Origin of the sequence: Lysinibacillus sp. FSL K6-0102, from assembly GCF_038003545.1 — a bacterium.
GTDB lineage: Bacteria > Bacillota > Bacilli > Bacillales_A > Planococcaceae > Lysinibacillus > Lysinibacillus capsici.
Genome location: NZ_JBBOPH010000001.1, coordinates 785143 through 799336, shown reverse-complemented (window position 1 = coordinate 799336; position 14194 = coordinate 785143). Strand labels below are relative to the sequence as shown.

At 36.4% G+C, this 14194-nt stretch carries 15 protein-coding genes; 5 read left to right on the top strand and 10 right to left on the bottom strand.

Annotated features, from left to right (window positions below; translation table 11 throughout):
• Positions 1-62 precede the first annotated feature (62 nt).
• Positions 63-587 carry a CotY/CotZ family spore coat protein gene (locus tag NYE73_RS03705; protein ID WP_004230953.1) on the top strand — a complete coding sequence of 175 codons (525 nt, stop codon included), beginning with the start codon at positions 63-65 and terminating at the stop codon, positions 585-587.
• A gap of 63 nt (positions 588-650) precedes the next feature.
• Here the strand turns inward: NYE73_RS03705 and NYE73_RS03700 are convergent, their stop codons facing one another.
• The 6 genes from NYE73_RS03700 to NYE73_RS03675 form a co-directional block, all read right to left on the bottom strand.
• Positions 651-1052 carry a hypothetical protein gene (locus NYE73_RS03700; RefSeq protein ID WP_231595610.1) on the bottom strand — a complete coding sequence of 134 codons (402 nt, stop codon included), beginning with the start codon at positions 1050-1052 and terminating at the stop codon, positions 651-653.
• A 53-nt stretch (positions 1053-1105) separates the two neighbouring features.
• Positions 1106-2482, bottom strand: a complete 1377-nt coding sequence (gene mgtE, locus NYE73_RS03695; RefSeq protein WP_048392024.1) for a magnesium transporter — start codon at positions 2480-2482, stop codon at positions 1106-1108.
• A gap of 412 nt (positions 2483-2894) precedes the next feature.
• Positions 2895-3830 carry an RluA family pseudouridine synthase gene (locus NYE73_RS03690; RefSeq protein ID WP_066036268.1) on the bottom strand — a complete coding sequence of 312 codons (936 nt, stop codon included), beginning with the start codon at positions 3828-3830 and terminating at the stop codon, positions 2895-2897.
• Entirely contained in the window at positions 3805-4599 is a 795-nt protein-coding gene (locus NYE73_RS03685) for an NAD kinase (RefSeq protein WP_004227435.1), read from the bottom strand. Before NYE73_RS03685 ends, NYE73_RS03690 begins: the two co-directional genes overlap by 26 nt.
• Complete coding sequence (locus NYE73_RS03680; protein ID WP_004227437.1) at positions 4596-5267, bottom strand: GTP pyrophosphokinase; 672 nt, start codon at positions 5265-5267, stop codon at positions 4596-4598. The genes NYE73_RS03685 and NYE73_RS03680 overlap by 4 nt, the downstream gene beginning before the upstream one ends.
• Before the next feature lie 56 nt (positions 5268-5323).
• Positions 5324-5707, bottom strand: coding sequence for a UPF0738 family protein (locus tag NYE73_RS03675; protein ID WP_004227440.1), 384 nt, complete (start codon positions 5705-5707; stop codon positions 5324-5326).
• A 126-nt stretch (positions 5708-5833) separates the two neighbouring features.
• On the opposite strand from NYE73_RS03675, the gene NYE73_RS03670 reads away from it, so the two are divergent.
• The 4 genes from NYE73_RS03670 to NYE73_RS03655 all read left to right on the top strand — a co-directional run bounded on the left by NYE73_RS03670 (position 5834) and on the right by NYE73_RS03655 (position 8639).
• On the top strand, positions 5834-6421 hold the full coding sequence (locus tag NYE73_RS03670; RefSeq protein ID WP_103117496.1) for a CYTH domain-containing protein: 588 nt from the start codon (positions 5834-5836) through the stop codon (positions 6419-6421).
• Between the two features lie 29 nt (positions 6422-6450).
• Entirely contained in the window at positions 6451-7209 is a 759-nt protein-coding gene (locus tag NYE73_RS03665) for a lytic transglycosylase domain-containing protein (RefSeq protein WP_103117495.1), read from the top strand.
• A gap of 220 nt (positions 7210-7429) precedes the next feature.
• Positions 7430-7837 carry a globin domain-containing protein gene (locus tag NYE73_RS03660; protein WP_004227447.1) on the top strand — a complete coding sequence of 136 codons (408 nt, stop codon included), beginning with the start codon at positions 7430-7432 and terminating at the stop codon, positions 7835-7837.
• Complete coding sequence (locus NYE73_RS03655; protein ID WP_259951050.1) at positions 7830-8639, top strand: DsbA family protein; 810 nt, start codon at positions 7830-7832, stop codon at positions 8637-8639. Before NYE73_RS03660 ends, NYE73_RS03655 begins: the two co-directional genes overlap by 8 nt.
• 391 nt (positions 8640-9030) lie before the next feature.
• On the opposite strand, the gene pepF is transcribed toward NYE73_RS03655, so the two are convergent.
• The 4 genes from pepF to spxA all read right to left on the bottom strand — a co-directional run bounded on the left by pepF (position 9031) and on the right by spxA (position 13709).
• Positions 9031-10848 carry an oligoendopeptidase F gene (pepF, locus tag NYE73_RS03650; RefSeq protein WP_103117494.1) on the bottom strand — a complete coding sequence of 606 codons (1818 nt, stop codon included), beginning with the start codon at positions 10846-10848 and terminating at the stop codon, positions 9031-9033.
• Between the two features lie 51 nt (positions 10849-10899).
• Positions 10900-12018 (bottom strand): competence protein CoiA, encoded by a 1119-nt coding sequence (locus NYE73_RS03645; RefSeq protein WP_103117493.1) that lies wholly within the window; start codon positions 12016-12018, stop codon positions 10900-10902.
• A gap of 193 nt (positions 12019-12211) precedes the next feature.
• Positions 12212-12880, bottom strand: a complete 669-nt coding sequence (gene mecA / locus NYE73_RS03640; RefSeq protein WP_004227456.1) for an adaptor protein MecA — start codon at positions 12878-12880, stop codon at positions 12212-12214.
• Positions 12881-13313: 433 nt separating this feature from the next.
• A complete protein-coding gene (gene spxA / locus NYE73_RS03635; RefSeq protein ID WP_025116803.1) occupies positions 13314-13709 on the bottom strand; it encodes a transcriptional regulator SpxA in 396 nt (131 codons plus the stop codon).
• Positions 13710-14194 lie beyond the last annotated feature (485 nt).

The following is a 14194-nucleotide window of genomic DNA, read 5'->3' as shown; positions in this document are numbered from 1 at the left end:
CCCGAGTCCAGTTTTCAAAAGTACATATTGTAGAAGTAGTAACAAGGAAAGGGGGTGACAATATGGGTTGTGGTAAGCCAACAAATCCTATTGGACCAATCCATTCAGCAGGCTGCGTTTGTGACGTAGTTCGCGCTATTTTAGATATTCAAAATCAAGCGGTGCGAGATGAGTGTTCTCCATGTACAGCAAACTGTTTCTTAGAGCCACTAGGCGGGATTGTTAGTCCTGCACGCTCACAAGCAGATACACGTGTTTTCATGTTAATTACAAAAGATGGTACTCCTTTCAAAGCATTCTTTAACTCTCCAACAGCAGATCCTTGTATTTGTACATCCGTATTCTTCCGCGTAGAAGATATGTTTGATGAATGCTGTGCTACTTTACGTGTTTTAGAGCCATTATGTACATTTGACTCTAGTGAAAGTACAGTAGACTTACTAAGCAAAGATGGTTGTTGTATCAACATGAAGAAAATCTGTAAAGTAGATGACTGGAGCTCAACAGATAGCTGTATTACTGTGGATTTATCTTGCTTCTGCGCTGTACAATGTATCGCTGATGTTGACTTAGGGATTTGTGACTAATTCTTTCACCTTTGACACACACACATAAAAAAAGTGTACAGCATCCTCTGCTGTACACTTTTTTTATAAAGTTGGCAATTTTCTTCCTCGCCAAAGTATTTGCTGTATATCTTCAAAATGAATGATTTCCTGTATTTTTAATTCTAATGATGTGAGCATTAAAGAATCATTCTGTACATCTGAAGCTGTCCCAGTTAATTTTCTACCATCCTTTAAACAAACTAATAATGGCTGATAGGCTCTCTGACGAAATGGTTTTTCTAAAAACTGGAGCTGTTTCAGTAAATAAGGATCTATTTGTACTTCATCCACTGTCTCATTTTTTTCTTCAACTATTTGCTCATCGAACATAGTGTCCTTTACATAGACAGATGTACTTTCATCCAAATCAAGTTCATGTAACACCTTAGAAATATTTAAAAAATATGATGGTGATTTTATAAACAAGCGTGGTTCTTGATCCACTTTACTCACTTCCCTTTTTTCCATACAATATGCGAAAGTAAGCAAATTGGTTCTTAGCCTATTTGGCTTAAGAAAACTGTCGCTAAGCCCAAATAAATTAAAATACTTGTAATATCATTTAATGTAGTAATAAAGGGTCCTGATGCAACAGCAGGGTCAATTTTTAGTCGATGCATTAACAATGGAATAAATGAACCAGCTAATGTTGCCACTAAAATAGAACCACAAAGCGCTGCCCCTACTAACATACCTAGGACAAGTTCATGTTTCCAAAAATAAACGATCCCAATAACAATTAATCCACAAACAATGCCTGACATTAAGCCAGTACCGGCTTCACGTAATAGTAACTTCAATTTACTATGTTCTTCTACATCACCTGTTGCAATCCCTCGAATGGCCACGGCCAATGCCTGTGTTCCACTATTACCTGAAGTTCCTGAAATTAATGGAATAAAGACCGCTAGTAAGGCAACCTTATCTAAAGTATCCTCAAATTGCCCCATTAGGTTAGCTGTTAACATACCTAGAAACAGTAGAACTACTAGCCATGGCAAACGTTTTTTAGCTGCTTGGAATGGTGTTACATCAAATTTATCCATATCCGAAATACCAGCTAATTTAGAGTAATCCTCAGAAGCCTCTTCATCAATAACATCAATAATATCGTCAACCGTGATAATACCAAGTAATTCTCCTTTATCATCAATAACAGGTGTCGCTAAAAAATTATAATCCTTCATAATTTGCGCGACTTCTTCTTGGTCATCGCCTACATGTACCATCACGACACGTTCATTCATAATGGAACGAATAAGTGTATCCTCGTCAGCAATGATTAAATCACGTAACGAAATAACACCCGTTAGACGATGTTCTTCATCCACAACAAAAATATAATAAACGGTCTCTGCATCTGGTGCCTCTTTACGCAAAATGGCCATAGCTGAACGAACTGTTGAATTTTCTGGTATAGCGACATATTCAGTGGTCATGATAGAACCAGCAGTATATTCATCGTAGCTTAATAGCTCATTAATATCTTCTGCCGCTTCTTCATCCATCATTTCTAAATAGCTTTCGCGCTGTGCTGTATCCAGTTCATTTAAGACATCTGCCGCATCATCCGCATACATATGAGATAGCATTTCTGCACCGTATGATGGATCCATTTCAGCAAGATATGCTTTATACTCATCATCTTCAATATCGATTGCCTCAAAAATATCAGCCATTTCTGTCGGAGACAAGAACGAATAGATGATTTTCCTTATATCAGGTTCCACCTTTTCATAAAACGTTGCCTGATCATATGGATGAAGTTCTAAAAACTCATCACGGAATGCGTCAATATTATGTGCTTCCAGCATTTCTCGTAGATGTGCCTCATCAAATTGCACATCATCCTTTTCATTTCTTTCCTCTATCATGCTTGTCCCCTCCTTCCGAGCTTTCAATCATTTTACGGGCAATGCTGCCGTAAATCTACCTTCTATATAATAGAGTGTAATGTACCTTTTCTGCAAACTCTTTTTTAAGTTATATTTATGAGCAATTGGGCAGATTTTTATAAAATTCAATATTACGCCTAAAATCATGGCGATTCTATTTTACTATACCTTACCTTTGTCACTTTGTTATGAATAAGGTGTAAAATAATCTAATTCTCTAAACTCCAGGATAGTTGTTGTTGACGCGCAGATAAACAATACATCCAATTTTCACCTACCATACGACCTGTGATATTAAGAATCTCCCTCGTGAAGAAATACGCAGTTTAACCTAATTCAAAAAATGATAAGGAGATGCTCGTTTGCGCGAACACCTCCTTTTATCAAAAATTTATGCTGAAGATTCCTTCAGTAATCTTTGCATGTCTTCATTTAGCATACTTGTAAAGTGTAATGGCACACTTGTTAAAGGATGCTCCATACTTAAAGATACACAATGTAATGCTTGTCGATCAATCTGAAGACGACTACCACCATAAAGGTCATCCCCCACAAGTGGGTGTCCAAGATGTGACATGTGCACGCGAATTTGATGTGTACGCCCTGTATGCAATTGAAGTCGTACATGTGTCATTGGTTCAGCACCCAGTGAAAAACGCTTCAGAACCTTTACATCCGTATGTGCATATTGTCCATCTTCTCGTACTTCTCTTTCAATAATACTAGCTTCTTTACGACCAATCGGAGCTATAATCGATTGAAAGTTTTGTTCGACATGCCCATGTACAATGGCTTCATATTGTCTTGAAATCTCTCTCTTACGCTGAGCAAGCCCTGTTAAATGATGAATATGAGCATGCTTAGCTATGCATAGTAAACCTGATGTATCTCGGTCTAGCCTTGTAACAATATGAGCCGTAGAGGCCAGTCCTTGTTGCTGAAAATAGCCACAAACTAAATTTGCAATACTGTTGGTTGGATGCTCTCGTGAGGGTATCGTACTTTGATGAGCTGGTTTGTTGAGCACTAAGATGGCATCATCTTCGTATACAATGGACAAATCTCCATGCTCGATAGCAAGCCCTTCACTTTTTTCTTCAGGAGGAAACGTTACTTTCACACAATCTCCAACTTGCAGGATATGTCTCACATTACGTTCGACATCATTCACAGTCAACATGCCACCATCAAACTTAATAGCTGTTAGAGCTCGCTTAGAAATACGCCACTCTTGAAGAGCCTCTCGTAATAATTGGCCATTTTTCTTTGCCTCAAATTGTAATGTAAATCTTGTATCCACGTTATTCATTTGCAACAAATGATTCATGCACTCGCTCCCAAAATGGGAATGGTCGGAAACGGGCAAAACGTACTCTTTCATTTGCTACATTAAACGCTATGGCTTTGACATCACCTTGAGTAATTTGCAAGTGATCAACAGTCATATTAAAATTTTGTTCATTTACAGGACGCAATACACAATGATGGTGTGCTGGTAAGATTAATGGCGATCCTACTGTCCTGAAAACGCGGTTATTAATTGAGGCAATTTCAGTGACTTGGAGTGCCGCTAGTGTAGGATGTATGATGGCTCCACCTAGAGCTTTATTATAAGCCGTACTACCCGAGGGAGTGGATACACAAAGACCATCACCACGGAAACGCTCAAATTGATTGCCATTTAACTCTACATCCATCACAAGTGTAACATCTGGCGATTTGACGGTTGCTTCGTTTAAAGCAAGATACGTATTTGATTCGGCATTATGATGCTCTACCCTTACTTCCAGCAGTGGATATTCCACAACATTAAAATCCTTCTTAGCAATGGACAAAACTAATTTTTCTAATTCAGATGGTTTCCAATCCGCATAAAATCCTAAATGCCCTGTATGGATACCAACGAAGGCTACCTGATCTAATAAATGGGAGTATCGATGAAAGGCATGCAATAGTGTGCCATCTCCTCCAATCGAAACAACAATTTCTGGCGTCTCTTCATCATAGGTCAAGCCAAAATCCTGTAAATAGGTTTTAGCAAGTTCCATCAGCTCGTTGGATTGTGCATCTCTACGTGATTGAATCGAAAATTTCATTGTGCGTCACGCTCCTTCTCCGTTAGTAAATTAGGATTCGATGCTTCTTTATATTCGCTAAAGTAGGCCTGTGCCTCTTGAATTTCACTACGAATGGATGACATTTCCTCATCCAACCGAAATGCTGCCTCGGCAGCACTTTGCAAGCGATTCTTAATCTCTTCTGGGAACATGCCCTTATATTTATAATTTAAAGAATGCTCTATTGAAGCCCAGAAATTCATGGCTAGTGTACGGATTTGTATTTCCGCTAATACTACTTTTTTTCCTTGTATTGTTTCAACAGGATACTCCACTATCATATGGTAGGAGCGATAACCACTAGGCTTATTATGTGTAATATAATCGCGTTCTTCCACTACACGCATATCTTTTCGCTGACGAATTAGCTCAGTTACCGTTGAAATATCATCAACAAATTGACACATAATCCGAAGGCCAGCAATATCACCAAGTTCATCACCAAGTTGTTTAGAAGGCTCAAAAGCTAGTCCTTTTTCTAACGTTTTGTCATATATACTTGCTAAAGGCTTGACACGTCCTGTAACAAATTCAATTGGTGAATTTGCATTAACAATACCAAATTGCGAACGCATGCCCTTTAATTTTACTTTTAATTCGTCTACTGCTTGTTTATAAGGACTTAAAAAAATTTCCCATTGTCCCATTGTAAAAACCTCCCGACAATCGGTATCGAACACCACCGTCTGTTCGTTTTGTCTTTCTATTCAGCAAGAATAGCCTTGAAGTGTTGTTCCACTGCCTGGACAAATTCTGCCCCATAATTGTAATTTCCTTCAATATTATACACGAGCATTTCCAATTCCTCGTAGAAATTTGTCAGCTCAATCACTTCTTCACCTATTCGTAGCAATGGATTTTTCCCTTTTTGTAAAATATGTACAAGATTCTCCCAACTACTCGGTGGAAAACGCAAGTAATGATAGTCTTCACCTGCATCAAGTAAATAAATGAATGCAAAATCATCTGAATCTGCAATGAGTTGTCCAGCAGGTTTTAACTGTAAATTTACTTCATTGTCGTTTAAACTAAAATGAAGTTGATCTTGTTCAAAATTCGATGTATCTATTGTATAAATTTTACGCACATGCGGTTCCCCTTTTCGTTGTACTCTTCCTCTTATTTTAGCACACAGGGTAAATAGTTGCAGTGTGTAAATATTAATTCGAGCGAAACAACGGATGAAAAATAAAAAATAAATAGGTGACTATAAATGACACAAGAAATTGAAATTGAATTTAAAAATCTATTAACAAAACAACAATACGAGCAATTATTACAAGAGTTCCACATTAGCCAAAATGCTATTCATCGTCAAACAAATCATTATTTTGACACACCTAATCAAGCAATTCGCAACCTACAAAGTGGTCTTCGTATTAGACAAATTGGTGATTATTTCGAATGTACGCTCAAAGAAAAAAACGCCGAGCATGCTCACCTTGAAACGACGGATGAAATAACAGCAATAGAGGCGCAACAAATGTTAGATGGCAAAGGATTTTATGCTCAAGAGGTAGCTAAAAGATTAGCTCTTCATCACATTCCTTTAGAACAATTGCATGTATTTGGTTCTCTCACTACAGATCGTGTCGAAATTCCCTACAAAGAGGGACTTCTCGTTTTTGATCATTCTTTCTATTTGCAGCGTGACGATTATGAGGTAGAATATGAAGCAAAAGATGCAATAAAAGGAAATATAATTTTCGACGAATTTTTACAAAAATATGGTATTGATAAGCAACCAACTGATAAAAAAATTGCTCGTTTTATGAAGGCACTAAAAGCACAAAATTTATAAAAGTAGAAAAAAGGAAGGTGTCTGACTCCTTGGATATTCAATCATTCAAATCTTTACTAGAAATTCGGGCTTTGCAAACACTTGGATCAAGCGAAAGTTCACCCACGGACAATGAGTCTATTTTTTCTGATATGATTAACGAATTATTAGGAGAAACTTCGACAGCAAGTAATGCTAAATTATCAAGCTTGCTTGCTACAGGAACAGCAAATAATTCAAATTTCGTCAAAGAATTAGCTACTTTGGAGCAAAGTCCATTAGAATCATTACTTTACAAAGGGTCTAATGCTGTGTTTATACCTGAATCAGTCAAACAAGCTTTAGCAAACACATATGCTAATAACAAACTTGATTCCTATGTTTCAGACGATGTAATAGGCTCTACAGCATATGCTAATTCACTAGCAGGATCAAATGAGTATACTGCCATTATTGAAAAAGCAGCCGCTACTTATCAGATACCCGAGAAGCTTATTGCAGCGGTTATTAAACAAGAATCTAATTTTAATCCAACTGTAGTAAGCCATGCGGGTGCGCAAGGTTTAATGCAACTCATGCCCAAAACAGCACAATATTTGGGTGTGACTAACGCTTTTGATCCAGAGCAGAATATTATGGCTGGTGCAAAATATTTGCGTCAAATGCTAGATAAGTTTAATAATGACCCTTCACTAGCATTAGCAGCTTATAATGCTGGCGCATCTCGTGTTACGAAATATGGAGGAATCCCTCCTTTCAAAGAAACACAGAATTATGTCAAAAAAGTGATGAATTACTTTACAGTGTAATCGCATCTTTCCTGTTATCTATGTCATTTCCAACAAATTTCACCCATAGTGGTGAAATTTGTGCTTTTGTAGCGAACAGCAATTCGAAAGAGCTCTTTGTTTGTGTTAACGAAAAGACGTTGATAGAATGAAGGTAGTCACAAGAATTTCACAATTTGATGAGGATGAAGTATACAATATGGTACTTTACGATATAAAGAATTAAAGGAGCATATAACTTATGAGTCGAAAATACACTGTTCCTTATGAGGAGCTGGGAGCTGAAAAACTGTCAGAACTCATTCATGCGTTCTATAAAAGAGTTGCTCAGCATCCTGATCTTATTCCAATCTTTCCAAAAGATTTAACAGAAACAGCCCGTAAACAAATTCAATTTCAAACACAGTATTTAGGAGGGCCAAATCTTTTTACTGAGGAGCATGGTCATCCGATGATGCGTGCACGTCACATGAATTTTCCTATTACACCTGACCGCGCTCAAGCTTGGCTAGAGTGTATGTCAGAAGCAATGGATGAGGTAGGTTTGGAAGGGAAGTTCCGTGAAACTTATTATCAACGTTTAGTATTAACAGCTCATCACATGGTTAATACGCCAAATGACGATGAGGGGGAATTGTTACGTGAATAATATTCAAATGTTGCAAGAGCCAACGCCAACGACTTCTACTGCAAACAAGCCAATTGAATTGTATATTTTCGTAGATCCACTTTGCCCTGAAGCTTTCAGTATGCAAGCAACTCTTCGTAAATTACAGCTTGAATACAACCATTACTTTACATGGCGCTTTGTTTTAAGTACAGAACTTACTTCTTTAAATTGCTTAAGTAAACGTGTCAAAGGCTGTATTTCAGGCATCGAACTTGATATTAATCACCCTGTTTTACCTTCTATCGCTATTAAAGCAGCTGAATTACAGGGGAAACGTGCAGGTGCGCGTTATTTGTCGAAACTACAAGAATACGTATTATTAAGTCATCAAGATGTAAACTCCTATGCAACGCTTTTAAAAATAGCTGAGGATGTTCAACTCGATATGAATGAGTTTACTGTTGACTTTGGTTCAAAAGAGGCAGCACGTGCTTTCCAATGCGATTTATATATTAAACGCGAAATGGAAGTAGATGAAGTACCAAGTATCGTATTTTTCAATGAATGTATTGAAGATGAGGGACTAAAAGTTAGTGGTAGCTATTCCTATGAAGTTTATGAACATATTTTACAAGAAATGCTGAACGAACAGCTTGTCCGTCAGCCTTTACCATCAATAGAGGACTTATTTTCTAAATTCCATACTCTTTCTACAAATGAAATAGCTTTTATCTATTCATTAACAGAGCAAGCAGCAGAGCGTGAACTAAAGAAACGCATGCTGCAACAAAAGATCGAACGAATCCAGACTACTCACGCTACGTTATGGCGTCTTAAATAATAAAATAAACAATAGGGACTCCAATCATCATGATGGAGTCCCTTTTTCAAGATAACGCAAAATACAAAGAAGCGCCTCTATCCTCGACCGATAGAGACGCTTCTTTTTCACAAAGGGGATGGGAGAAATGTTCACGTTCAAACAAAGGGGTGTATGTTTGTTTTGTGATTTATTTCACAAGAATTACTCTATCATGGAATAATATATTTAGCAATGAAACCAATACTAGATTCACAAATTTGTCAAATAGAAAGCGATTACAAACAGTATTTTTCCAAGATGCACACTTTTAAACTATTTAGAAATCAAAAAAAAACATTATTCTTTCCTTTTAATTTATGCTGTTAATAAAAATAATTGGGCTATAGGAACATTCCTATAGCCCAATTAATTAGTTATTTAACAATAATTTTTCTAATTCATTTAAACGTTCTTCAAATACTTTACATGCATCTTCAATTGGCTTAGCTACGTTCATATCAACGCCTGCTGCCTTTAATACCTCAATAGGGAAATCAGAGCATCCCGCTTTTAAGAAGTTATTAATATAACGTTCTACAGCTGGTGCACCCTCCTCTAAAATTTGTTTACTCAACGCTGTAGCGGCTGATTTACCAGTCGCATACTGATAAACATAGTAATTATAGTAGAAGTGTGGAATACGAGCCCATTCTAAGCCTATTTCCTCATCTACCACCATATCATCACCGAAGTACTTTTTGTTTAATTCATAGTAAACTTCTGTTAAACGATCTGCTGTCAAGGATTCACCGTTCTTATCCATCTGATGAATAAGGTGTTCGAACTCTGCAAACATTGTTTGTCTGAATACCGTACTTCTGAAGCCATCTAGCCAATGGTTTAATAAGTATATTTTTTGTTGTGGATCATCAATTGTTTTCAGTAAATAGTCATTTAATAACTCTTCATTGCAAGTAGAAGCGACCTCTGCCACAAAAATAGAGTAGTCTCCATAAACAAATGGCTGGTTGTTGCGTGAATAATAACTATGAACACTATGGCCAAATTCATGTGCTAATGTAAATAGATTGTTCACATTATCCTGCCAATTCATTAAAATATACGGATTCGTACCATAGGCGCCTGAAGAATAGGCTCCACTACGCTTCCCTTTATTCTCTAAAACATCGACCCAGCGGTTATCCAGTCCATTTTGAACGATGCTTTGATATTCCTCCCCTAATGGAGCTAAAGCCTTTACTAAAATATCTTTCGCTTCATCATAAGAGACCTTCATTTCCACCTCTTTAACTAGTGGCGCAAATAAATCCCACATATGCAATTCGTCTACACCCAATAATTTCTTACGCAACGAAATATAACGTTGCATAGCTGGTAAATGCTTATGAATTGTTTCCACCAGCTGATCATAGACATTTTCAGGAATGAAGTTATTAGACATGGCAGCGTGGCGTGCAGATTCATAATGACGAATTCGAGCACTTACATTATGCTTCTTTACATTACCAGTTAGCGTAGCCGAGAACGTATTTTTAAACTTGCCGTATGTTTCGTACATAGCCTTAAATGCGCCTTCACGTACAGAGCGATCCTTGCTCTCTAAAAACTTGATATAATTACCATGCGTAAGTTGTACTTCTTCTCCCTCTTCATTTTTCACATGAGGGAATACCATATCGGCATTGTTTAACATGCTGAATGTATTCGAAGCTGTACCTGTCACCTCAGACATTTGCGCTAGCAATGCCTCCTGTTCGGCTGGTAATACATGTGGACGTGCCATTGTAATTTCTTTTAAAGATTGCTTATATAGTTCTAGGTCTTGGTTTTCTGTTAAGTAGCGTTCAATCGTTTCTTCACTTAATGACAGAATTTCTGGCGTTAAATAGGAAAGGCCAGCTGAGATACTCGTTGCCAATGTTTGAATACGGCTGTTCATATCTTGATAAAAGCTATTTGTAGTATCTTGATCATAGCGCATATGAGCATATGTGTAGAGCTTCATTGCACGTTCATATATATGATCATGATACTGTAAAGCTGCTAATAATGCCTCTGCCCCATTATTTAAAGTACCTGCATAGCTAGGTGCTTGTTTAGCAAGCTCTGCAACCTCCTTCAATTCCTCTTCCCAAGCTGCATCTGTTGCAAAGATGTCTTCTAAGCGCCATGTTAATTCTTCTGGTACTTCTTTTCGAACCAAAACCTGATTACTGTTACTAGCCATATATGCCAGCCCCCTTTATATGTGCTTTTTTCCTTTTACTCTCATATTTTCTCAGTATATTGTGGCAATTGCAAATAAATGTACATAGACTTGCTCACAATTATCTAGTAAACCATCCTCATGATGCATACGCTTAAGAAGATACCCATAATTTTGAATAGCCCTGAGTGCTTGTTCGGTTACTTCCAGCTGATGCTTACATAAAAAGTTTTCCATCTGCCCCTTTGTTAATTCAAATGGAAGACGTCCTAATTGTTTACTAAAATAAAACAGCATTATTTGCCACTCGCTCGTAAACAAAGGGATAGCTGCTCCTTCTTTCACTGGAATACCAATGTATGGTGGCAGAGCAGTAAGAGAAAGATTTAATTCATAGCAATTACGTAAAAATGGATCTTGTGCCCCCTTCTTGCTATGTAAAAGACGACTATGCGCAAATTGCCTACAAGTCTGTTTATAGAGCTGCCAATAGCGTTGAAATTCTTCTGGGGTAATACGTTGAGGTCTATAAAAAGGGAAATGTTGTAGATCGACCGAAATTTTCTGTACTTTACCTATGAAAGTATGCCCATGAACATGAAGAAGATTCGTCCAATAAACAAACTGGGCTGTCACCGGGTTGTACGTCAATAAATATGGTAAATCCGTTGTCGTTATAAACGCCTTTTGCAAGAGTGGAGAGATTCTAATTTTTCTGATGCCGTTGACAGCTTCTTTGCCTTGTGGAGTTTGAAAAAGCCAAATTGCTTGTATATCGTTTCTTTCATAGCCCATTGTTCGTTGATGCCATTTTTCATGAGAGATAGTACTACATTGAAATTCAACTGCAAACTGCTCCTTATCGAGTGTAACAAGCAAATCTGGGCGCTGAGAAACCTCCTTTAAATATGGTTCTAGTTTCACCTGATGTCCATGCTTTTGGAGCCACTCATATAATTGCACTTTACCTTGTAAATGTATTTTAGATTCACCTTCTGCGAACAGCTGTGAACATTGATTTTTTGTGAAGTGAGCAAAGTGGGGAATATTATAGTTACCTATTTTCAATTGAACTTGTTCTAAACATTGAGGGCAATAAAATTTCATTTGCCGCCTATATCGCTGTAAAGCTTTCCTCGTATATTGATATGGGAGAAATAGTTGCTGTTGATTGTTATAGGCAATCAGCATAGTATCAGCTCCTTTTTAGCCAACTATAATAGAATGGATTTTCACTAACAAAAATAAAGCACCTTTTTCTTGAAATTTTAAAAATGCGCTCTTATTCAAGCTCTTTGATGCTGAAAACATAAAAAAGGACTGTAGCGAAACTCGATTCATTTACGAGTTTCACTACAGTCTAAAATAATTAGTATTTCATTGCCTATGCAAAGTATTTTCGAACTGTTTCAAAGCAATTGAATTCCATAATCTTTTCACCGTACTCCTCTAGACGATGAATTGTAAAATTGGATGGTGTTAAAAATTCCTTGATAACTGCATTTCTATCATGACGATTTAAATCCTCATCTGCGTTTCCGAAATCAACAACTAGATAGTACCAATTTTCATATTTGAATAATGAGGAATCCACTAATTCGTCTGTCATTCGTTTTGCGACAGGGATTAACTCATCAATATCTTTAAATTTATAAACATAAATGTCTGTATCCATAAATAATTCTGACTCATCCATGTCACCAAATTGAGTTAGTTGGCTAAGAAGATCCTCTCCAACTTCATCGAATGGTGCAAACATATCTTTGTGTTCATCAAAATTCGAATGACCATCTAATGTTTCACCGTCTTTTAAAATATGTGCACGTGTGACAATGATTTCTAAGCCTACTTCAGATGCATTGATATGAATCCAAATCGGACCCTCTACATCAAAATAATCCTCCGTGTTTACTTCATCAATCATATCCCAAAAAAGTTGTTCACCCTTTGCTCGATTGTACCAAATTTCTTCACGACTATAGCCGCGATCCTCTATATCATTGTACGTAATAAAGAGCTTGAGTGTATTTTCATTTACACGTTCGATGTCCACTAGACCTCATCTCCCTTCACTGTCATATGTCGAAAAACAGTTTGTTTCATTAGTATGCTTTTATTCTTTGTTTTTAACCTTCATACTGCATTTGTTTTTCAACCTTTGACCACACTACAGTAAAACCATCGAGTAACCGTAAACATGAATTTTTGTGTTCACAGTTGTCTCTAACTCTATTGTATGCTGTTCTGTCATAAAATGAAAAGGATATACACCGTTTCACAGAAGATATTTGAATTATTGAAATTGTAGTAAACTATTTAACTTAAATCAAGTTTAACATACTTTTACGGAAATATATGACTTTTCCCTATTAATTATTATACTTCATATAGAAGGTTTTACAGAAGTAAAACATAAAAAAAAGATGTCACAACATGTATTCCACATCTGTAACATCTATTACATATATTATTCAGAATAGAAAGGTTTAATTCACCATTCGTTGCGCTTCTTGTAATTGATATGCTCGAACTTTTCGAGGTAAGAAACGACGAATTTCATCTTCATTGTAGCCAACCTGCAGACGTTTTTCATCTAAAATGATTGGTCTACGTAGTAAGCCAGGATATTCCTGAATTAATTCATATAAACGTTGTAATGGTAAGCTTTCAACATCCACATTTAATTTTTGGAATATTTTAGAACGAGTGGAAATGATTTCATCAGTTCCATCTTCTGTCATTCGTAAAATTTTTTTTATTTCACTTATGCTAAGCGGTTCAGAAAATATATTACGTTCTGTATATGGAATTTCGTGCTCCTCTAACCAAGCTTTTGCTTTACGACAAGAGGTACAACTTGGTGATGTAAATAGGGTTACGATCATTCTGACACATCCTTTCATTTAAAAATTATTATCTATAAACCAGAACCAATGTGTTAAATTAGAATTAATGTAATGTAAAATACACAGTACCATTATACAGTACTCAGCTGTATTTGAATATAGTTCCAATAAAAAAATCTGAACCTATCCATAAATATTCTGTCTATTCATACAGCTTTCAAATATGATGTATTTTCTTCAAACTTATGTGCTACTACTACCATTCCCATTTTTAAAGCATTTTAAACATCTAAACAGATATCTCAGTTGTTCTCATTTAAGAAAAATAATCGAGAAAATTGTCAATCCCATGTGTACATCCAAACAATTTTTTAATAAAAAATTATAAATTTATAACAAAATTACATAACAAAAAAAGCATATAATTTTTTCTAGAAAAAAAACACCGTCAAAAGTCTGACTTTACACAAAGGAATCTTTATATTATAATTCTTTGCAATCAAATCAATTTGAACAATTTA

Coding starts and splice junctions, on each gene's coding strand:
- NYE73_RS03705 (WP_004230953.1), top strand. CDS start 63: ATGGGTTGTGGTAAGCCAACAAATCCTATTGGACCAATCCATTCAGCA.
- mgtE (WP_048392024.1), bottom strand. CDS start 2,482: ATGATAGAGGAAAGAAATGAAAAGGATGATGTGCAATTTGATGAGGCA.
- NYE73_RS03690 (WP_066036268.1), bottom strand. CDS start 3,830: ATGAATCATTTGTTGCAAATGAATAACGTGGATACAAGATTTACATTA.
- NYE73_RS03685 (WP_004227435.1), bottom strand. CDS start 4,599: ATGAAATTTTCGATTCAATCACGTAGAGATGCACAATCCAACGAGCTG.
- NYE73_RS03680 (WP_004227437.1), bottom strand. CDS start 5,267: ATGGGACAATGGGAAATTTTTTTAAGTCCTTATAAACAAGCAGTAGAC.
- NYE73_RS03670 (WP_103117496.1), top strand. CDS start 5,834: ATGACACAAGAAATTGAAATTGAATTTAAAAATCTATTAACAAAACAA.
- NYE73_RS03660 (WP_004227447.1), top strand. CDS start 7,430: ATGAGTCGAAAATACACTGTTCCTTATGAGGAGCTGGGAGCTGAAAAA.
- pepF (WP_103117494.1), bottom strand. CDS start 10,848: ATGGCTAGTAACAGTAATCAGGTTTTGGTTCGAAAAGAAGTACCAGAA.
- NYE73_RS03645 (WP_103117493.1), bottom strand. CDS start 12,018: ATGCTGATTGCCTATAACAATCAACAGCAACTATTTCTCCCATATCAA.